The sequence below is a fragment of the Pedobacter sp. T50_32 genome, from assembly GCF_057652195.1.
The window spans coordinates 1,065,557-1,086,815 of record NZ_JBYFBY010000002.1 but is presented as its reverse complement, the minus strand read 5'-3'; the positions used below and the strand labels follow the sequence as shown (position 1 = coordinate 1,086,815).

Annotated in this window: 18 protein-coding genes; 8 read left to right on the top strand and 10 right to left on the bottom strand. The window is 36.9% G+C overall.

Annotated elements, in window-relative coordinates; genetic code table 11:
- The first annotated feature begins 23 nt into the window (after positions 1–23).
- Positions 24–758: a DUF2490 domain-containing protein gene (locus AC23ME_RS10025; protein ID WP_487727616.1), complete on the top strand. Its 735-nt coding sequence runs from the start codon at positions 24–26 to the stop codon at positions 756–758.
- A 90-nt stretch (positions 759–848) separates the two neighbouring features.
- Here AC23ME_RS10025 and AC23ME_RS10020 read toward each other — a convergent pair whose 3' ends face one another.
- From AC23ME_RS10020 to AC23ME_RS09995, 6 genes are all read right to left on the bottom strand, one after another.
- Positions 849–1,601 carry a head GIN domain-containing protein gene (locus AC23ME_RS10020; protein WP_487727615.1) on the bottom strand — a complete coding sequence of 251 codons (753 nt, stop codon included), beginning with the start codon at positions 1,599–1,601 and terminating at the stop codon, positions 849–851.
- 64 nt (positions 1,602–1,665) lie between these two features.
- Positions 1,666–3,321 carry a M1 family metallopeptidase gene (locus AC23ME_RS10015; RefSeq protein ID WP_487727614.1) on the bottom strand — a complete coding sequence of 552 codons (1,656 nt, stop codon included), beginning with the start codon at positions 3,319–3,321 and terminating at the stop codon, positions 1,666–1,668.
- A gap of 83 nt (positions 3,322–3,404) precedes the next feature.
- Entirely contained in the window at positions 3,405–5,282 is a 1,878-nt protein-coding gene (locus AC23ME_RS10010) for a CocE/NonD family hydrolase (protein WP_487727613.1), read from the bottom strand.
- A 70-nt stretch (positions 5,283–5,352) separates the two neighbouring features.
- On the bottom strand, positions 5,353–5,526 hold the full coding sequence (locus AC23ME_RS10005) for a hypothetical protein (protein WP_487727612.1): 174 nt from the start codon (positions 5,524–5,526) through the stop codon (positions 5,353–5,355).
- Between the two features lie 58 nt (positions 5,527–5,584).
- Positions 5,585–9,751: a RecQ family ATP-dependent DNA helicase gene (locus tag AC23ME_RS10000; RefSeq protein WP_487727611.1), complete on the bottom strand. Its 4,167-nt coding sequence runs from the start codon at positions 9,749–9,751 to the stop codon at positions 5,585–5,587.
- Positions 9,715–10,395: a hypothetical protein gene (locus tag AC23ME_RS09995; RefSeq protein WP_487727610.1), complete on the bottom strand. Its 681-nt coding sequence runs from the start codon at positions 10,393–10,395 to the stop codon at positions 9,715–9,717. The genes AC23ME_RS10000 and AC23ME_RS09995 overlap by 37 nt, the downstream gene beginning before the upstream one ends.
- Positions 10,396–10,808: 413 nt before the next feature.
- Here AC23ME_RS09995 and lpdA point away from each other — a divergent pair, with 413 nt between their 5' ends.
- From lpdA to AC23ME_RS09980, 3 genes are all read left to right on the top strand, one after another.
- Entirely contained in the window at positions 10,809–12,215 is a 1,407-nt protein-coding gene (gene lpdA, locus AC23ME_RS09990; RefSeq protein ID WP_487727609.1) for a dihydrolipoyl dehydrogenase, read from the top strand.
- Positions 12,216–12,693: 478 nt separating this feature from the next.
- Positions 12,694–13,878, top strand: coding sequence for a serine hydrolase domain-containing protein (locus tag AC23ME_RS09985; protein ID WP_487727608.1), 1,185 nt, complete (start codon positions 12,694–12,696; stop codon positions 13,876–13,878).
- A gap of 145 nt (positions 13,879–14,023) precedes the next feature.
- A complete protein-coding gene (locus AC23ME_RS09980) occupies positions 14,024–15,208 on the top strand; it encodes an MFS transporter (RefSeq protein ID WP_487727607.1) in 1,185 nt (394 codons plus the stop codon).
- 274 nt (positions 15,209–15,482) lie between these two features.
- On the opposite strand, the gene AC23ME_RS09975 is transcribed toward AC23ME_RS09980, so the two are convergent.
- From AC23ME_RS09975 to AC23ME_RS09965, 3 genes are read right to left on the bottom strand one after another with little or no spacing between them, the layout of a single operon-like run.
- A complete protein-coding gene (locus AC23ME_RS09975) occupies positions 15,483–16,037 on the bottom strand; it encodes a hypothetical protein (protein WP_487727606.1) in 555 nt (184 codons plus the stop codon).
- Positions 16,024–16,506 carry an RNA polymerase sigma factor gene (locus AC23ME_RS09970; protein WP_487727605.1) on the bottom strand — a complete coding sequence of 161 codons (483 nt, stop codon included), beginning with the start codon at positions 16,504–16,506 and terminating at the stop codon, positions 16,024–16,026. Before AC23ME_RS09970 ends, AC23ME_RS09975 begins: the two co-directional genes overlap by 14 nt.
- The gene (locus AC23ME_RS09965) at positions 16,506–16,712 is read right to left on the bottom strand and encodes a hypothetical protein (RefSeq protein WP_487727604.1); all 207 of its coding nucleotides are present in this window, start codon (positions 16,710–16,712) and stop codon (positions 16,506–16,508) included. The genes AC23ME_RS09970 and AC23ME_RS09965 overlap by 1 nt, the downstream gene beginning before the upstream one ends.
- A 300-nt stretch (positions 16,713–17,012) precedes the next feature.
- Between AC23ME_RS09965 and AC23ME_RS09960 the strand changes: the two genes are divergently transcribed.
- The 4 genes from AC23ME_RS09960 (at position 17,013) to AC23ME_RS09945 (ending at position 20,564) form a co-directional block, all read left to right on the top strand.
- Positions 17,013–17,582: an RNA polymerase sigma factor gene (locus AC23ME_RS09960; protein ID WP_487727603.1), complete on the top strand. Its 570-nt coding sequence runs from the start codon at positions 17,013–17,015 to the stop codon at positions 17,580–17,582.
- Positions 17,572–18,318, top strand: a complete 747-nt coding sequence (locus AC23ME_RS09955) for a hypothetical protein (protein ID WP_487727602.1) — start codon at positions 17,572–17,574, stop codon at positions 18,316–18,318. Before AC23ME_RS09960 ends, AC23ME_RS09955 begins: the two co-directional genes overlap by 11 nt.
- 147 nt (positions 18,319–18,465) lie before the next feature.
- On the top strand, positions 18,466–19,305 hold the full coding sequence (locus tag AC23ME_RS09950) for an outer membrane beta-barrel protein (protein ID WP_487727601.1): 840 nt from the start codon (positions 18,466–18,468) through the stop codon (positions 19,303–19,305).
- A gap of 266 nt (positions 19,306–19,571) precedes the next feature.
- Positions 19,572–20,564, top strand: coding sequence for an ABC transporter ATP-binding protein (locus AC23ME_RS09945; RefSeq protein WP_487727600.1), 993 nt, complete (start codon positions 19,572–19,574; stop codon positions 20,562–20,564).
- 6 nt (positions 20,565–20,570) lie between these two features.
- Here AC23ME_RS09945 and AC23ME_RS09940 read toward each other — a convergent pair whose 3' ends face one another.
- Entirely contained in the window at positions 20,571–20,942 is a 372-nt protein-coding gene (locus AC23ME_RS09940) for a hypothetical protein (protein WP_487727599.1), read from the bottom strand.
- Positions 20,943–21,259: the final 317 nt, after the last annotated feature.

Genomic DNA, 21,259 nt, shown 5'->3' with positions numbered 1-21,259 from the left:
TAAACACACGAGATTAAAACCAGATGAGAAAAATTGTATTAGTCGCTTTTTTAAGCTTATTCGCTTCTTCACTTTATGCACAAACTGTTAATCAAAATACAGGTTGGTTCATGTTTTTGAATAGTACCAAGTTCAACGATAAATGGGGGATGCACTTTGATTTGCAAGTTCGTTCCGATAATAATTGGGATAGAGTGAGAAACCTACTTGTAAGACCAGGAGTGACTTATTACATTAATAAAAACTCAAATGCAACTGTTGGTTACTTATTTACACAGACTTATTTGCCAGATGTTGGAGTTCTCAGTATTAATGGATTTGATGCTTTTTGGCCGAAAACGACACTAACCGAGCATCGCATTTGGCAACAATACATCTACAACCATCAACCTTGGAAAGGAGCTGCGTTGAGTCACAGGTTTAGATTAGAACAACGTTTTATAGAGCGCCAAACAGATGATTTGTTTTCTCAACGTTTACGTTATTTCTTCAGGTTGGTTCAGCCGTTGAAAAAACAAAAGGGTGCATTTACCAAAGGGGTGTTTGCAGCTTTGCAGAACGAACTTTTCTTCAATCTCCAAAATAAAGAGCAATTGAATGGTAGTTTGTTTGACCAAAACCGAGCTTATTTAGCAGTTGGCTATCGAGTTTCTAAAAGCTTCGATATTGAAGCTGGATATTTAAACCAAGCTATTAAAGGAGCTAATGCTAATACAGTAAACAATGTAGCACAGCTAGCTTTGTACACAAGATTTTAATAATTGATTGTCATTGCTGAGAGAAGGACAGCAATTAATACAAAAAAGGTCGCCTCGAAATTCGAAGCGACCTTTTTCAGTTTTTATATGTTAGTCTAACTTTTTAATGCCACCAGAACCCAGAAATTTCTTCTCAGAAACATCTGCGTTGCCAGTGTAATATACTTTTCCAGAACCACTAATTAATGCACTAATCTCGCCATTAGTGTGTACGTACGCACTGCCAGAACCACTAATTTTTGCAGAAAGTGAACCTACTTTCAAAGCACCTTTCTTTGCTAAAATACCAGAACCGCTAATGGTTGCGCTGGCTTCATCTGCTTCGCCAGAAATATTTAATTTGCCAGAACCGCTTACTACGCCTGTTAATTCGCCAACATTTACAGTTGCTGTAATAGAGCCAGAACCGCTTAGTGTGGTTACCAACGAATTTTCCGAAATGGTGCCCTTAACAGTGATGGAGCCGTCGCCGCTCATGGTTAAGCTTTTAATGGTTTTTGCACTTACATGAGCAATAATTTTCTTGTCTTTGTATTTGTGAGCCCAGCTTGTCCAGCTCATTTTTGGTCTAATAATTAAAGCGCTGCCTTTTACTTCCGTAACTAGGGTAGAAATTGCTTCTTCATCACCCTCAAACCTAATGCCTTCGGTATTACCTAACGTAACTATTACTTTTAAAGGTCCTCCAGCAGCAACACTATTGAAATTTTTAACTTCTGTATCTTTAACTTTATTTTTAGCTTTAGAAATACTAATGTTTACAGGTAATTCTGATTGTGCAGGGGTTGCTACAGCTACCGTAACAGCTAGCATTAAACCAATAGAAATATATTTTTTATTCATTTTAGGTTAGTTTTATAATCTAATAGACGTAGTCTGTTTTAAAAACGTTGCATCAATTAAAAACTTATTCTGCTTTTTTAGTATTTACATAGAAATTTCGTTCTACAGAAAAATTTCCATCATTAACAGATGCATCAATTTTTATAGTTTGCCATTCGTTAGTGGGCTTAATTAACGCATATTCACCAGTTTTTAAAGAAACTTTTACAGGCATATCGAAGCCAACAACGTCCGTTAGCCATCTGTATTTTAGTTCTCCTTTTTCAATTTTGTATGCTAAAGTTGGAATTTTAGCATAGCGTAAATATTGGTCGAAAACCTTGTCTAGCTTCAGCCCACTTTGTTTAGCAATGTAAGCTTCTACTTCGGCTGATGTAGTAGTAGAATGGTAAAAAGTTTTGTTCAAACCCCTTAAAATCTGTCTAAACTTTTCATCATCATTTATTAACTGGCGGATGGTGTGAATCAAGTTAGCTCCTTTGTAGTACATATCGCCATCGCCTTCTGTATTGGTATTGTAAACTCCAATGATAGGACCTTTGTTCCCTATGTTTTGTCTAATGCCAATAACATAGTCTTCGCCAGCAGTTTTGCCTTGAGTACTCTCTGTAAATAGCGCTTCCGAATAAGAGGTGAAACCTTCATGCACCCACATATCGGCAATGTCTTTGGTGGTAATATTGTTGCCGAACCATTCGTGCCCAGTTTCGTGAATGGTAATGAAATCCCATTTTAAACCATGGCCTGTGCTAGATAGGTCTTTACCCAAATATCCTTTTAGGAACTGATTGCCATAAGCCACGGCACTTTGATGCTCCATACCCAAATGTGGTGCTTGTACCAGTTTATAACCGTCTTTATACCAAGGGTAGGGCCCAAACCAATACTCAAAAGATTTTAACATGGGTTTTACATCAGCATCCCAATGCGGACGAGCTTTGGCACTGTCTTCTTTCAAAGCGTAAAAATCTAAGCTCAATTTACCGTCTTCGCCATCGTAGGTGTCTGTCCAATGCGCATATTTGCCAATGTAGAACGCGATGCTGTAATTGTTGATAGGATTTGCCACAAACCAGTTGTGTTTGGTATAGCCATCTTTTCCATCGATTTTACTGCGAAAACGACCGTTGGCAATGCAATCTAAATCTTTCGGTGCGCTGATGCTAACTAACATACTGTCAACTTCATCACTTTGGTGATCTTTATTAGGCCACCAAACACTTGCGCCCAAACCCTGGCAGGCAACAGAAACAAATGGATTGCCAGATTTGTCCTTTTTGAAAATGAAGCCACCATCCCAAGGAGCATTTTTTGCAACTCTCGGATTGCCACTATAAAAAACGGTAAAACGATCTTTACTACCTTTTTTAATCTTTGGGAATTTTACAAAAACTGCAGCAAATTCTCTCGTAAATGGTAACTCTTTTCCTTTGTAGATTACTTTTTCAACCTTTAGGTTTTCAAATAGATCGAACTGCAAATTTTCAAAATCTTTAGTTGCTGTAAAAGCGAATTCGTTACTGCCGCTTACAGATCTATTATCGATATCAATCTTCACATCTAAGTGGTAATAATTGATATCGTAGCAGGTTCTCAAATCTGTTAAAGCTCCACGTAACGATTTGGCTCGCTCGTTATTTTCATTGCTACCGAGCATATTTTGAGCAAAAGTTGTTGCTGAAGATACTAGAAAGGCAAGGGCAATTATTAATTTTTTCATATTTTGATTTTTACCACATAGACACATAGTTTTTATGTCGTTACTATGTGTCTATTCCGATAAATCGGAGCAAGTAATGTTTTTTATGGTTTAAGTACTGGTAAAGATAAGAAAGAACCATCAGCATTGCCATGGTAAATTCTGTGTGTAGCTTTTTGGAAATCGCTTGGTTCTGCTTCGTAAATGTTCATAAATTTCTGAGGATTTCTATCTGCCAATGGAAACCAAGAATGTTGGATTTGCACCATAATTCTGTGTCCTTTTTTAAAGGTGTGGCCAACATCTGGCAACGCATATTTAACTTTAGTTGCTTCGTTCGGCACAAAAGCTTCTGGTTTTTCGAAGCTGTTTCTGTATTTGCCTCTTAAAATTTCGCCACGCACCAACATTTGGTAGCCCGCCATCATTTTATTTTTATCTGCAGGAGAAATCTCTTGCGTATCTTCTGGGTAAACGTCGATTAGTTTTACCACATAATCTGCATCGGTGCCCGAAGTACTTACCAATAAATTAGCTAAAACAGGTCCTGTAAGGGTAATATCTTCTGTTAAAACATCGGTTTGATAAGTTTTTACATCTGGTCTTCTAGCTGCAAAACGCTGGTCGTCTACCATGTATTCTCTGGTACGATTAGCTTGCACACCATCTTGGTAAGGAACTGGCGCATTCGGGTCGCTCACATATTCATCGAAACTATTGTTGGTACTTGGTTTTGTGAAGGATAATTTCCCATTAGAGTGGAAGTACAAAGCTTTCAACTCTACATCTTGCGGAGGCCAAGTATCAAACTTTTTCCATTGGTTGCTTCCTGTTAAAAAGATGTTTGCTTCAGCAGCGTCGAAATTGCCCTCGCCTTTCAGATAATATTTGAAGAAAGGAAGTTCTAAGTTTTCTTGGTAGTAAGTACTGGTCGGAGTTCCGAAGTTGATGTCGCCAAAGCTATCGCCTTTGCCACGTACCCAACCGCCGTGGTACCAAGGGCCAGCTACTAAAATATTGTTTGCTTTAGGGTTTTGTTTCTCGATGGCTTTGTAAGTTTCGAAAGCACCATAAGCATCTTCTGCATCGAAGAAACCGCCGACAGTCATTACCGCAGGTTTTACGTCTTTTAAGTGTTTCACAATTTGGCGGGCTTGCCAGAAAGTATCTAGATTTGGATGTTTAAACAGGTTATTCCAAAACTTGATGCTATCGCCCATGTATTTTTCTTTCAGGTTTTTCACTGAACCAGCTTCCAAATAGAAACGATAATTGTCTTTTATTGGGAATTGAAAAGGTTTAGGCCCTTTGTCTGGCGTAATTGGCTGTGGACGAGGAACGCCGAAAGAAGTCATAAATTTAAAGGCATCCATTAAAAATAAAGCACCGCCATGATGAAAATCATCGCCAATAAACCAATCGGTTACTGGTGCTTGCGGCGAAACTGCTTTTAATGCCGTGTGAGATTTAACCAACGAAGCGGTAGAGTAGAAACCTGGATAGGAAATGCCATACAAGCCTGCTTTTCCGTTATTGTTCTTGATGTTTTTGAGCAACCAATCGATGGTGTCGTAAGTGTCTGTACTTTCATCAATGTCTTTTTTGCCTTTGCCAAGGTTGGTAGGTCTAATGTCTTCAAAGTTTCCTTCACTCATCCAACGGCCACGCACATCTTGATAAACGAAGATAAAGCCATCACGCATTACCGCTGGATAGCCACCTAAACTGGTTTTATATTCTTTTTCGCCGTAAGGTCTTACTGTATATGGAGTTCTGTTAATTAGAAATGGATATTTTTTGCTCGCAGCGATATCTTTAGGAATATAAATAGCAGTGAAAAGCTTGGTGCCGTCACGCATTGGAATTAGGCGTTCTATTTTAGTGTAGTGGCTACGGACATAAGCAGAGTCTGTTTCTTGTGCAAAAGCAAATTCTGCAAAAAAGCACGAAACTAATAGCAAGGTTAGTAAAATACGTTTCATTGTGGTTAGGTTGGTTAGTTAAGGATAGTAGGAAAAAGAAAAGCTTCCTTTTGAGAAGCTTTCTTAAATCTTAGTGGCCACCGTCGGCAGTGTCAATCGGTTTACGAAATGCAAAACCTAAAACGAAATAAATTAGGGCGATAATATACCATACTGTAGGACAATCGTTTTTAAAAACTAATAATCCGAAAAGTAATGCAGATACGCCAACTGCAAAAAATGGAATGTTTCTTAAGCTTATCATATTCAAATATAGGAATAGGGTTTTTATAGATGAAAATTAAATGAAAGTTTTGACGGCTTTATTTTCTCTCAAATAGTAGCTCTGGTAAAATAATTTTTATTTCCTGTTCCGTATCTTCTTTTTTCCAGTAAACTATAAAGTTTACTTTGGCACTTTTCAATTCATATTTTTTTGCCTTCATTCTCTCAATTTGTTCAATAAACAGCCTAGAAAATTTTAAAACGGATTTTCCATTACTGTCCAAACATTCGTCAGCATCTATAGTTAACGGTTGTCCGCTGGTAAGTTGATTAATTGGATTTTGTCTGTTTATGAAATAGTCTAACCAGACATCTTTTAAAGATAAATGCATTGCCAATTCATTAGGCTGTGAGTGAATTTCTTTATTTTCTATCTGCTCTAAATTATCTGCTGTTATGTTGTCAAGTAAGTTTGAGTTAAGGTGAATTGTTAGATTTCTTTTTGCTCTTGTCATTGCAACATATAATTGCCGTTTAGCTTCATCTATTGTAGCATTAAAGTTTTCTAACATTAGAAACACATTGTCGAACTCTCTTCCTTTAGCTTTATGAATGGTTGAAATAAAAATAGTTTCTCCATTGTCGTTGTAGAAATCTTCAAGTTTTGATTCTCTTATAAAAACTTCTAAATCAGACTTGTATTTCCGTTTTGGGTTTGATGATTCAAATTCTTTAATGATGTTTCCTAAAATCTCCAATTTCGTGCTTTGGCGATATCTGCGGAACACTTCTCGTTTTGCATTTATCCAAGCTTCATCTGTGATGAGATAAATGTCGTTGCGTAAATTTAAATGATGTAGAAAATCCCTTACCTCCGCCAGATTATACAAGTTGAAACCATCATTGCTTTGTATTAGTTTTGCTTGAACGTTGTTTTTTAAAAGTAGTCCGGCAATTTGTAGGGCATCTTCATTTACTTTTGTCAACACACAAGTAGTTCCGGATAGGCCTGTCTCCAGAATGTCTTGTACCAATGGATTAATAAGGTTTTCACTTTTGTAGAGTACAATCTTGAGTTTTCCATTATCGTTTTGATTTGCGATAATTGGTGTGTGTTTTAGTCTGTGAGAAATTCTCTTTACAAATTGGTTTGTAAAATCTACCAAATTGTTCTTGCTTCTGTAGTTCTCTATTAACTCATGTTTAACTGCATTATTTACATTAATGAATTGTTCAAGGTATTTTGAGCTAGCACCTCTAAACTCATAAATGTTTTGATCGTCATCACCTACGGCAATAACTCTCATCTCCTCATTCTGTTCCATCAAGATACTTATTAACTCAAACTCGTCCTTGTCCATATCTTGAGCTTCGTCAATGACCAAAACAGTTTTTGTTATTCTACTTGCTTCAACTTCATTGTTTTTGATTTTCTGAATAGTGTTTTTTACGATTTCACTAGATTTCTCTAAGCTCCCAACTTTGCCAAGCAAATCAAAGCAATATGAGTGGAAAGTTTTTATCTCAATATAGTTTGCAGCATTTCCAATTAATTTAAGCAGACGTTTTTTAAACTCTGTTGCAGCTGCTCTAGAAAATGTAATCATTAACAATTGCTCGTGTTTCACATCTTCCATTAAAAGTAATGAAGCCAATTTGTGAACTAAAACTCGTGTTTTTCCACTACCTGGGCCAGCAGCAACAGCAACATGTTTGGTCTCGTTATCGTTAATGATTTTTAATTGCGTAGGCGAGAGTTCTCCAAAAAGTTGTTTAAATTTTGAAGGTGTGATATTTCGTTTAATTTCATTTTGGCGGCTACCTTTGAAATACTTGTTGAGGAATGAAGAGTAGTTGAGTTGAAAGTAATCTTCTACAAATTGCAAAGCATTTTTGTAATCATCAATCATTTTAGTGGCATACTCGCCAACGATATGAATTTGTTGAATTTTGCTTTCGTAAAACTGATGCAATTTTTGGTAATCGTCTTTGGTATAGCGCTTTTTGTTATCTTGTTCTGTACGCTCAATAGTTAAGCGATTATACACAACTAAAAAGCCACCTTCAATTTTTATGGCTTCAATTCGAGATAAATAAAATAGCGTGTCTTCAATATCATCAAGATTTATATCTACTTTAAATAAGGTAGAAGTATTATCGTAAGCATTTTTTATTTCTTGAACTGAGAATTCAACTAACACCTCATCTTTGCCTAAGTCATCTTTAGATGCGTTGATGTTACTTTTTTCATAAAGTAGCTCAACAATAAATTTAGCCAAGGTATGTCGCTTTTCTAATTTAGCCTTTAAAATATTGTTTGGGTGTAACGCAGCAGCAGCAATGTGATTTTTCGAATCTAAGTTTTTCCGCTTAAGCCAATTTTTAATCGCCCAGAAGTTAATAATGGTTTTAATTTTATTGGTACTGATATCATTTAAGCCTTTTTCTTCTGCTTTTTCGTTCAGTTCTTTAATATGGAATACTTTTTCTTCCTCTCCGAAAAAAGGAAGCAAAAAGGTTTCAATTTTACTAAAAGTCTCAACAATGTTTAAGGAACGATTCTTGTTTTCTCCCTTTTTAATGAATGCTGTTAAGTCTTTAGCATCTGCCAAAATCTTTTCTTCACGCAAGAGATTGATGATGGTAATGACTTCTTCTTTGACAATGCCTAAGTGATCACTGATATAATCAATTCTTGATTCTGCACTTTCATCATTTGAATGTTTTCTGCTTTTACTCGAAAAAAGTTTCTTAATAATTCTAATAGCTTTTGCTTTTTGGCTCTCTAGCAGTTTTTCCGAAGCGTTAATTTTATCAATTGCTTCTTGAGCATTTTTTGAAAGAATACTATTTGCAAAGACTTTAGGCATATTCTGCCCTCTCTTTAAATACCCTGCATCTTCTAGTGCAGCAATAGCTGTGGTTACACGTGTTTGTATGTCCGCAACACTATCGTCCCATCCTGCCATCCTTGCAATTTCTAGAGCAGAATTTGACACTTGCGTACGGAATTTGGTTATTTCTTTAACGGCTTTCCAAATCTGTTGAATTTCTTTGATGGATAGTTTCGTTTGGTTAAGTAGAATAAAATGCTTGCTTAAATCTTCTTCATTAAAAAGTACGAAACATTCGGCAGTAATATTTTCATCTCGTCCCGCTCTACCTGCTTCTTGAACGTAGTTTTCCAGCGAATCTGAAATTTCAAAATGGATAACCATTCCGACATCTTTCTTATCAACACCCATACCAAAAGCAGATGTTGCCACCATTATTTGGGTTTCCCCACTTATAAAAGAATTTTGATTCTCAGACTTTTCAGCCTTATCCATTTTTCCATGGTAGGCTTTTACACTAAAACCATCTTTGAATAATCTTTCAGCAAGTAGAAATGCTTTTCGGGTTCTTGAAACATAAATGATGGTTGGGCAATTTTTTAGCTCAATCAGATCACGAACGGTTTGATATTTATCTTCTTCGTCTCCCTTAGCATAAACTTTATACTGTAGATTTGTTCGTGCGGCTTTTGACGTGAATAATTCAAGATTTAATGAAAGTTTGTCTTTGAAATAGGCTTGGATATCTTCTATTACCTTTTGTTTTGCAGTGGCTGTAAAACAAGAAACCGGAATACCGTCTTCCAAGTTTTTCTTTTCCTGAATGGATTTGATGAAATCTCCGATGTACAAATAATCAACTCTGAAATCTTGCCCCCATGAAGAAAAACAGTGAGCCTCATCGATGACGAAGCGTGCAATTTTTCTTCCCAAAACTAAACGCTCAATAGTTTTTGAGCGTAATGATTCTGGTGATATGTAAAGAAGGGAAGCTGAACCGTTTTCAACTCTCTCAAAAGATTTTGCTCTTTCAATTGGGTCAAGTAAACCATTTATTGTAACCGCATCTGTAATTCCATTTTTTTCAAGATTGTCAACTTGGTCTTTCATCAACGATTGTAAAGGCGAAATTACAATGGTTAAGGCCTTTGAGTTTTCGCCGCTCATTAATGCAGGAACTTGAAACGTAATCGATTTTCCGCCCCCTGTAGGAAAAATGGTAAGAATAGATTTATTGTCAATGGCAGCTTTAACGGCTTTCTCTTGCAATGGTTCATCACCGTATTTTCGGTAAGTGTCAAAACCAAAAAATCTTTTAAGCCCTTTGCTTGCATCTAAAACCTCATTGCAATAATCGCAGCCACTTACACACGGTTTGCTTCGTAAACGAAACATTATTCTTTCAACTTCAGGGTAATTTTTAAAACCCAAGGAGGTGTTATGGAATGTGTTTTTTTATATTTAATGAAAGAGTTTATTAATGATAAACAGTAAGCAAGTTCAATTGGATTTTCTGAAATTTCTTTATCTAAAGAAACCTGCTCGCAAATCTCATTTTTGAATTTTTGATGAATTAGTTTTTCAAGTTCTGCAGTAAAAGTTGTGTATTTAATATAGTTAAAAAACGCACGAAATTCCCTTTGAGTGTTTAAAAGCAGATAAAAAATCTGTTTGAGCGCATGGTCAGTTTGCTCGAAAGTTGCTACTTCATCATAAAATAAATCCTTTGCTTTTATTGAATCATTTAGCGGGTTGTTGGTGTCTTCCGATTGTAATTTGTCGTCTTTGAGCAGTGAGTGATACGGATTTGTAGGGAAAAGCAGGGGCGAAAGAAACAACGTGTCGATAATGTTTGCAGACTGTATTTGTGCATCTTGAAGTGCTTTTCCAATGTACTTGATGTCGTGCCTGAAAATGTTGTGTCCACAGATGAAATGTGCTCCATCTAGAAACTTTATAAATTCAACTAGCGAAGTTTGGTGGAAACGAGCTCCATTATCCCTGATACTTCCAATATCAAGAATTTTACCACTTTTGGCGTCAATCTCCGTATCAATAAATGCAATTGTCTTCAATCAAATATCAATATGTAATTGTTAAATATACTTTTTTTATGATTGTTGTCGTTGATTTTCAATTAAAATGAAATTGTTATTTAGTTAGGGTAGGCCAGTTTTTTCTCTTTGCACACATTTCGTTAACTAAACGGGATTGCAGCGGAAATACTTTTTGTTCTTGTTGGAAGAATCTGTCACGTATTGCAAATCAGAAATAGATTCCTCGTTCCTCGGAATGACAGGGAGGCTAAAAACAAAAAGATTGTAGCGGAAAGCCCGACTTTCCGGAGCGATGAAATACAGGTGCTGCTTTTCAAAGAAACATAAAGGATATTGTCAAAATTTGGATGAATTGCAACATTTAAACAATTAACATTCAATTTTTAAGGTAGTAATTGTACATTTGCCAGAACAAAAATTCTTAAAAGATCATGCAATACGATGTAGTTGTTATTGGCTCGGGTCCGGGCGGTTATGTAGGTGCCATCCGTTGTGCACAATTAGGTTTAAAAACGGCGGTAGTAGAAAAATATAAAACTTATGGCGGTACTTGCTTAAATGTAGGTTGTATCCCGTCTAAGGCATTGTTAGATTCTTCGGAGCACTTCCACAACGCGGCTCATACTTTCACTACTCACGGTATCAATATCAAAGATTTGAAGGTTGATATGAAGCAAATGATTGCTCGTAAGGATGATGTAGTGGCGCAAAACACTGCTGGTATTACTTATCTTTTCAAGAAAAATAAAATCGATGCTTTTGAAGGTGTGGCTTCTTTTGAAGATAAAAACACCATTTTGGTAACTAAGGCTGATGGTAGCACTGAAAAATTAACGGCTAAAAACGTAATCATTGCTACAGGTTCTAAACCTACGGCTTTGCCTTTCTTACCAATCGATAAAAAACGTATCATCACTTCTACTGAGGCTTTAACTTTGAAAGAAGTACCTAAAACCATGGTAGTAATTGGTGGTGGAGTAATTGGTTTAGAGTTAGGTTCGGTTTATGCTCGTTTGGGTACTAAAGTGACTGTAGTTGAGTTTGCTCCATCTATCATAGGTACCATGGATGCTGGTTTAGGTAAAGAATTGCAACGTGTGTTAAAGAAATCTTTAGGCATGGAATTCTTAACTAGCCACAAGGTAACTGGTGCATCGGTTAAAGGTAAAGTGGTTACGGTTACTGCCGATAACGCTAAAGGCGAAGCGGTTTCTGTGGAAGCTGATTACTGTATCGTTGCGGTAGGCAGAACGGCTTACACTGCTGGTTTAGGTTTAGAGAAAATTGGTATCACTACAGAAGAAAGAGGTAACAAAATTCCGGTTAACGATCACTTAGAAACTGCTGTAAAAGGCGTGTATGCTATCGGTGATGTAGTTAAAGGTGCCATGTTGGCTCACAAAGCTGAAGATGAAGGTATCTACGTTGCCGAAACTATTGCTGGTCAAAAACCACATATCAATTATAACTTAATCCCTGGTGTGGTTTACACTTGGCCAGAGGTTGCTTCTGTTGGTCAAACAGAAGAGCAATTGAAAGCTGCTGGAGTGAAATACAAAGCTGGTTCTTTCCCTTTCAAAGCGAGTGGACGTGCGAAGGCTAGTATGGATACGGATGGTTTCGTGAAAGTATTGGCTGATGAAAAAACTGATGAGATTTTAGGTGTTCACATGATTGGTCCACGTGCTGCTGATATGATTGCAGAGGCTGTGGTAGCTATGGAATTCCGTGCTTCGGCAGAGGATATTGCTAGAATTTGCCATGCACACCCAACTTATACTGAAGCGTTAAAAGAGGCTGCTTTGGCTGCTACTGAAAATAGAGCGATACATATTTAATTTAAGTGGTCAGGTATCAGTTAACAGTGGTCAGTTGATTACGACTTTATAGAAATCCTGCGGTTATTGCCGTGGGATTTTTTGTTTTGTAGGTTTTTCTTCTGCAGATTTACGCTGATTTGTTCCGCAGATTTTTGGAGATTTGGTTTTTGCGCTGTCGTTTAATTTTTTCTTAAATCTGCGGTTTCGTCTGTGTAAATCAGCGGGATATTTAATTTATTGTTAAGTTTTTCTCATTTCAACCTTAATTTTCTTCATTCCTTAATGGTTTCAATTTTTTAAAGGCGACAAATATCTTTCTGACTATACCGCAGATATACGCTGATTTGTTACGCAGATTTTGGAGATTTAGTATTTGCGCTGTGATTTAATTTCTTCTTAAATCTGCGGTTTAATCTGTGAATATCAGTGGGACATCTTTTTAACGTAAATATTTTACCACAAAACACATCCTTAACATCACTTTTGTATTTTAGCAATGATGAAAAACACCTTTTTATTAATTGCTATTTTACTTTTCCTTGCTGCTTGTGCGCCATTTAGAGCAGTTAGGTATTTAATTCCTGATTTGGGTGATAGTGCTAAGTTTGAAAACGTAACTATCCAGAAATCTGCAACGCCATTTCATTTCAAAAACAACTTGGCGAATAAAGCATACGATTCTCTGAAAGTACGTTTGGATACTTCGTTAGTAGGCTCGAAAACTAATGTCTTTTTAGTGATTAAGAACGATAGTATCATTTATCAGTATTTATCTGAAGGAAATAGTTTAGCGGCAAGGCAGCCAAGTTTTTCGATGGCTAAATCTTTTGTAGGTACTTTGATTGGAATGTCTGTAGATAGAGGTGAAATTAAATCGACAAATGAATTGGTGATTAGCTATTTACCAGAATTAACCAAAAACGATGAAAGGTTTAAGCGACTGACCATTCAACAAGTGTTGGATATGCGAAGTGGATTTGATTTTAAGGAAAGATCTTTTAGCCCATTTTCGCAGATAACCAGAAGTTATTACGGTGCTAATTTGAAAAGGATAGTTGGCAAACTGAAGATGAAGAACGAACCTGGAAAAGTGTTCGAATATCAGAGTATCAATACCCAGGTGCTAGCTTTTATTTTGGAGAAAGCAACAGGAAAAGGTTTGCAAGAACTAATGCAAGAGCGTTTGTGGAAACCATTAGGTGCTGAGAGTGATGCCTTGTGGAGTACCGACAATGCTGAAAACATCAAGGCTTTTTGTTGTATCAGCGCTACGGCTTTAGATTTTGCTAAAATTGGCCGACTGTACTTAAATGGTGGTAATTGGGAAGGCAAACAATTGATTTCTAAAAAGTGGGTAGACATCACAACAAATCCTGATACTTTAACCAAATTGAGATATAAAAACCAGTTTTGGGCCACTAGAGATTTCTCATTCTTTAAGGACTCTGTAACTGCTGTGAGTTCTCTTGGAAAAGAAGGGTTAGATTATCCAGTAGAGAGAAATCCCGATGGTAGATATTTTTATGCAAAGAAAGTTTACGATTATAAAGCACAGGGTATGTTCGGACAATCGGTTTATGCTAATCCGAGAAATAATGTAATTGTTGTGCGTTTAGGAGATAGGCAGAAGAAATTGAACTTTCATAGGTTTGTGCAAGAAGTTGGACGTAGTGTTAGGTAATTCCTACTTTCAGCTTTATGCTTTTCGCTTTGAGCTTTATACAAAGTAATCTCAATGTTAAAAATAGAAAGAGTAGGAGTGGTATAACTACATTGTCTAGGCTTTTGCAGACCTTTGCAGAAATTTTAATCCCCGCCGTTCTTTCATGTCAACAATTGCAGATAGTACCGATTTATCCGTTAAAGAAACTTCTAAATATAGTAGAAAAACCATCCGTTTAGCGGTATCGCTTTTTTACTTTGGTCAAGGGTTGGTGTTTGCCAGTTGGGCAAGCCGTATTCCAGATTTAAAGGCTGCTTTAAGTCTTTCGGATGCTGCTTTAGGTAGTATTTTATTAGCCTTGCCAATTGGTCAGCTAATTACCATGCCTCTTTCTGGGCGTTTGGTAGCTATTTATGGCAGCAAGAGAATTCTTACTTTGGCAACGCCACTATATGCACTTTGCTTAACTAACTTAGCTTTAGCCACACATGGTTGGCATTTAGCATTCTTTTTATTGTTGTTTGGTATTTCGGGAAACCTTTGTAACATCGCTTTAAATACGCAGGCTGTTACTGCCGAAGGTCATTACGGGAAACCAATCATGTCTTCGTTTCACGGCTCGTGGAGTTTAGGACTTTTTACGGGTGCTTTAGTTGGTTTGTTGATGATGAATTTACATTTGACTACCAGCACTCACTTTTGGATTATCGCTCCTATAGCTTGGGTTCATATTTTTATTAACCACCGTTTCTTGTTGATTGGCAAAGCTGCACAAAAAGCGAAACCTAAGTTTTTACAAAAGCCACAAGGTGTTTTGGTACAATTGGGCATCATCGCTTTTTGTAGTATGGCTGCCGAAGGTGCAATGATGGATTGGAGTGGAGTTTACTTTAAAGAAATTGTGCATGCTCCAGCTAAATGGGTGATTTTAGGTTATGCTTCCTATTCGGCAATGATGACCATTGGTCGTTTTATTGGTGATAAATTTATTGCTACTTATGGAAGAAAAACAATGCTGCAATTTTGCGGTGTGTTGGTTTCCGTAGGGATGTTCCTTTCCGTTGCATTTCCACATTTGGCCGTTGCTACTATTGGCTTTATGATGGTGGGTATTGGCGTTTCTGTAATTATCCCGATGATTTACACCATTGCTGGTAATAACGATAAAATGCCTTCTAGTCTGGCTATCGCGATGGTTTCTAGTATCGGTTATTTTGGTTTCTTGATGGGGCCACCGTTAATTGGTTACATTTCTGAATTGTTTAATCTGCGTTATTCTTTTGCGGTAGTAGGTTGCTTTGGTATTTTGATTAGCTTGTTGGTGCGGAAGATTAGTGTGATTAAATGAGGGATAGGTATCAGGGATTAGGTTTTAAGAATTAGTTTGGATGCTTAGCTTTCTATGCTCCACGTCATTGCCAGCTCGACTGGCAATCGTAATGCGATAAAAGGTTAAAGTATATATCTATCGCTTTAAGTTTCCCGCCTTCACGGGGATGACGAAGTGTAACCATTGCGATTAAATTTCTAAGCTATGTTATAACACGTTGGCGGGGACGCCAACCTATGAGTTCTTTTGTTGGCGTCCTCGGCAACAATTATTTTCGCTTATTAAGCAAGACTTAATGAAAAGCACTCTTAAACTCTGTTAATACCAATTCCAACCTGTTTATCCTTTTAGTCCAAATGCGATAAAGAAACCCTAGTTGTACACTAAAAATCATCAAAATAGCGGCTAAAGCCCAAAATTTGCTTATCGAAAAATTAATGTCGTAGGTAAAGAAAGCTACAAGTCCAATAGCAAAAAGCGTTCTTGCCAACATCACTTCCATTCTGTAAGATTTTAACTTGATGGCGAAACTTTCTAAATCGTTGTTAAGGTTTGTGCTGCTTCTAAAACTGCTTTGCATTAAATAACCTTTATAACCGTAAAACAGTTGAAGTAGGATTGCGGTAACAATAATTAAATTAGCTGCCAAAGGTTTGTCTGAACCATCGAACATGGTGAAATAGCAAAATAGGAACGCTGTAAAACCTATTGCTTCGATAATAATCTGTTTTTTAATTGCTACTAAAATAGGATGGCTATTTTTCTTCAACATCAAGTTTAATTCTTCTTCGTTTTTTTGAGGAGTTGATATTTCCTGCCAAACTGATTTAAAATTATCTATTTCCATGGCTTAAAATTTTATGGAGTTTAGTTTTAATACGGTTAATTTTTACGCCCACGTTGTTTTCGCTGATACCAATAATGTCTGCAATTTCTTGATAGCTTAATTCTTCTAAATACAGAGCGATAATTGCTCGTTCGCCTTCGTTTAGTTGTTTAATAGCCCAAAGCAATTGCTGCTGTTGCTCATTTTGTTCCGCAGGTTGATGGGTGTTGTTATCTGGTAGTATGGGTACTAAATCAATTTGTGGGCGTTTTTTCCTAAAGGAACTGATGGCTGTGTTTAAAGCAATGCGATACAGCCAAGTACTAAATTTTGCGTCGCCTCTAAAAGACTGATAACCTTTCCAGGCATGATAAGTGATTTCTTGAAACAAATCTTCATAGTCTTCCCGTTGGTTGCAATAGATGCTGCAAACCTTGCCAATAATGCCCTGATTTTGGGAAAGAAGTTGAAGGAATTCTATTTCGCTCATTATTTAGATTGGCCCGAGTTTATCGCTTTCACTTTTTCGTTCAACAATTGTAAGCTATCTAAAATAACTATTTGCTTTTGCTCTAGTGCATCTATTCTTTGAGAAAGTTCTTTGTCTCTTAATTGTGCTCTGCCATCGGGCGATGAGTTTTTTCTGCAACCTGCTAGGGCAATGATAGCGATTAATAATAGTGCTGTTCTTTTCATATTTAATGTTCTTTTTTATATAAGTAGCGAGTTTGCATAAATACTTACACTTGCTAGGAAGAAAACTTTGATATAGAAAATAGGTTTGGGTTAACTAAACCTGATAGGAGTGGATCCCGATTTTTTATCGGGAGCAACGAATAGCAGGACTGAAATATCCGAAGAACTGCTATTTTTGCTTTTCGAAAATATGATACTAAATCTCTGAAAATCTACCGATTTAAGGCATTTGAAAAAATATTTTAAAAGGCTTGCAACCTTTGGGTACGATTGCGCATCTACCCTAATACAAGCAAACAAATGAAGGTGGCAAAAACATATACGTTAGATGAGCTGATGGATGGCTGTAAGGCCGGCAACAGGCAGATGCAAGAATTGCTGTATAGGCAAACGGCATCGAAAATGTTGGCGGTTTGTATGCGATATGCCAAAGATAGGATGGAGGCCGAAGATGTATTGCAGATGGGTTATGTGAAGATTTTTCAGAAGGTGAAGGAGTTTAAGGGCGAGGGTTCTTTTGAAGGTTGGATGAGACGCATTATGGTAAATACTGCTATTGAAAGCTATAGGAAAAATCTGCGTACTTTAAATGTGGTGCCAATTGAGGATGCTTACGAGCAACCATCGACAGGTTTTGATTTTAGCAGTTTGGGTATGCAGGATTTGATGAGGGTGATACAGAAATTGGCCGACGGCTATAGAATGGTGTTCAATATGTACGCCATTGAGGGATATTCGCACAAGGAAATTGCGGAGACATTGGGTATTTCGGAAGGGGCGAGCAAATCGCAACTTTCTAGAGCGAGAGCTATTTTACAACAAGAAATTTTAAAATTGGAGGGCTTTGGTTATGCAACACATGCCGGATAAAGATTTTGATAAGCTGTTTAAAGACAGTTTTATGGATGCAGAAATTGAACCGTCTGCAAATTTATGGGGAAACATTGCCGAGCAATTGGAACCGAAGAAAAAACGTTCGTTCCCTATTTTATGGGTGGCGGCTGCTAGTGTAGCGGTGGTGGCATCGGTATTACTTTTTACGCAGGGTGGAGATAAGGTTTACTTGCAAGGTACTGCGGTAGAAACTGCTGCGGTTAAACCTGTGGAAGAAATGCAAGTTGTACCTGCTGCGGCAACAGAAGAAGTCACCGCTGGTGTTTTGCCAGAGCGTGAGGTTCCTATGTCTACTCGTAGCTTCTTGAAGAAAGAGGTGGTTAAGTCGGCTATAGCGCCAATTGAGGAGGCGCAAAAAAATAATTTCGTAGCGATGCAACCGACTGAAAACAATGAGCGTCTAGATGTTAAGAGAGCAGCAGCGAAGCCTTTGGATGTGACCCCAGTTGAAGAAATATTTGCTGATAACAACAATACAGAAACGGTTTATGCCAACAATGGTACTAAACAAGCTTTTGATTACGGTGACGATGACGACGAGAACACCAACAAAAAAGGCATACGTAATGTAGGAGATTTGGTTAACTACGTGGTTGATAAAGTGGATAAAAGAGATAAAAAGTTAATTAAGTTCAATACAGATGATGACGATAATTCATCGATAATAGGATTGAACATTGGGTTCTTGAAATTGAATAAGAAAAATAAATAGGAGCAGGATTTTAGGATTTGCAGGATTGACGAGATAACATTCCAACTTTCTAGCCTTGCGACAATAGAACAGAATTTTAGGATAGGTGGGATAACTTTCCAACATTTCAACCTTCCAGCTTTACAACAATATTAAACACACACACAAATGAAACATCTAATTTTAAAAGCAGTATTGGTAAGTGGACTTACTTTTCTGGCAGCAGGAAGCTTAAAAGCGCAAAGTGATAGCGTTAAAGTGAAAATTGATTATGGAAAAGGTATTAGCATTGATAGCAATAAGAAAGCAAGAAAGGTTACTATTTCTATTGGTGGAGGAAATTTAGTACAAATAAATGGAGACAGCAGTGCTAATAAGAAAGGTCGTTTTATAGGAGGCGTTACTTTTACCCGTTTAGATATTGGTTTCACCAAATTGGTAGATAACGGTAGCTTTTCATTATCCCCAGTTAACGATTTCTTAGACTACAAACCTTGGAAAACTAGTACTGTATCTTTTGATGTTTTGCAAATTGGCTATAGATTTAACAACAACTTTAAGGTTTATTTAGCTGGTGGTTTCGATTGGACTTTGATACGTTTAGATAGAAATATCACTATTAAAAAAGATGCACCAATTTTAGATTATGATGTAACTACAGATGCTACTTTCAGTAAAAACCGTTTCTCGGCTAGTTATGTTCACTTCCCTTTAAACTTCGAGTTTAGAACTAAAGAGAACGATAAAGGCAAACGTTTCAGATTTATCATTGGTCCAGAAGTAGCTTTCTTATTGGATGGAAAAGTGAAACAAATCAGTCCAGAAAAGGGCAAAGTTAAAGTTAACGATGATTACCACTTTACTCCATTCCGTTACGGAGCTACAGCTAGAATTGGCTACGGAGGTTTAGGTTTATTCGCTAAGTACAGTGCTAGCGATTTGTTCGACACTGATGCTCAAAAAGGATTAAAAACAATGTCGTTTGGATTAACATTCGGTCTTAATTAAACATTAAGAAGTTAAGTTATTTAAGAACTTAATTATTCTTAATTCCTTAATGGTAAAATATTGCACACACAAATAAAACCAATCCTGTTTCTGTAAAAAGAGGCAGGATTTTTTTTTGCCCCTCTCTGCCTTCGGCATCTTTCCCCAAAAGGAAGAGAATAGCGATTTGTAAGTGTTGTGATTGAGGTATTGTTTTTTTGCAATTGCAACAGAACCTTTTACCTTACACCTTCACACCCTAAGCCTTTTTCCCTATCTTTACATCCGTGAGTGAACAAATCTTAAGTATCCAGAATTTAACCAAGCAGCACGTAGCTGAGCAATTATCAGGTATTTCTAATATTAATTTCAATATCAATAAAGGTGAAATTGTAGCCATTATTGGCGAAAGCGGTAGCGGAAAATCAACCCTGTTAAAATCTATTTACGGATTGTTAAAGGTTGATGAAGGTGAAATCATTTTTAACGGCAAGCGAGTAAAAGGACCGGATGAACAACTCATTCCTGGTCATGCCGAGATGAAGATGGTAACGCAAGATTTTTCACTGAACATCTATGCAAAGGTTTACGATAACATCGCTTCGCAGCTTTCTAATACCAATGTGGCTTTAAAACAGCAGAAAACCATGGAAGTGATGGAACACCTGCGAATTACGCCATTAAAAGATAAAAAAATCATTGCTTTGAGTGGTGGTGAACAACAACGTGTGGCTATTGCAAAAGCCTTGGTCAGTGATACTAAAGTGTTGTTGTTAGATGAACCTTTTTCTCAAGTAGATGCCATTTTAAAAAACCAACTGCGTGCAGACATTAAACGATTAGCAAAGGAAACTGGCTTAACCATCATCATGGTTTCTCACGATGCCACAGATGGTTTGTTTATGGCAGATCGTTTAGTGATCTTGAAGGAAGGTCAATTGCTGCAAGAAGGTAAACCTAGAGAAGTTTACAATTATCCAAGTAGTACCTACACGGCTAAAATGTTGGGTAATGCCGTGGTGCTTTCTAAAAAAGAAGCACAGCAATTAGAGCTAAAAGTGAGTGGAGAGCAAGTTTGTTTTTATCCAGAATGGGTAGAATTGAAAGCAAGCTGGTCGGCAAAGAAATTTAACGTACGTGATATTTACTACAAAGGTTTTTACGATGAACTACTGTTAGAAAGAAATGGTGTACACATCAGGGCTTTGCAATTAAACAGCGGAGAGCACAAAAAAAACGACCAAGTGTATGTAAACATTAGTCGTTTTTTGGAGTTTTGAGGTTTTTTACGTTACGTTTTCTGCAGCTATCAAAACGACCTTAACACGAATTGTCGTAGTCGGACGGTAAGGACAACTAATTGAAATTCCACCAATGTGAGCTTCGTAATCAAAATCTCCGTATGGCAATTGATAGTACCTTGTGAAATTTGGAGTAGCCGTGTATACTAACACACCTTCGTCGTAAAAATTGATATCGTCAAGTTCTGGAATATTTAAATCTAAGAAGTACTCACCATTACTTAACACCCATTGGTTTGGCGCCATATCAAATACGATTGTTCTATTGGGTGTTGTTTGATTAATAATAGTGTCTTTCTGGCATGATACCAAACCTAGTGTGGTAATGCAAAGTAGGAGTAGGGTTAGTCTTTTCATCTTGTGTGTTTGTTAAATGGTTTGCGAAACTCCTTTTGTGTGCTTAAGGATATTTCAAATTCAGGTTTCATTTGTGTGTTGTTAAGCATATATCAAAACCGTTGCCAAAAACACATAAAAGTTATTCGATGAATGAAAAAATGTTAAACAAAATTTGAAATGCTTTGTTGTTAGCTTTTTAAGGCTGTTTTTTAACCGTTTGTAACAAAAATATACATCAATATTTTTTTTGATGTTAGCACTTTTAGGTTTGAAAATGAATAGTTTTTTGGAGAACTCATTTGCTGCAAAATAAAATAGGAGACAATTTCTTGCCT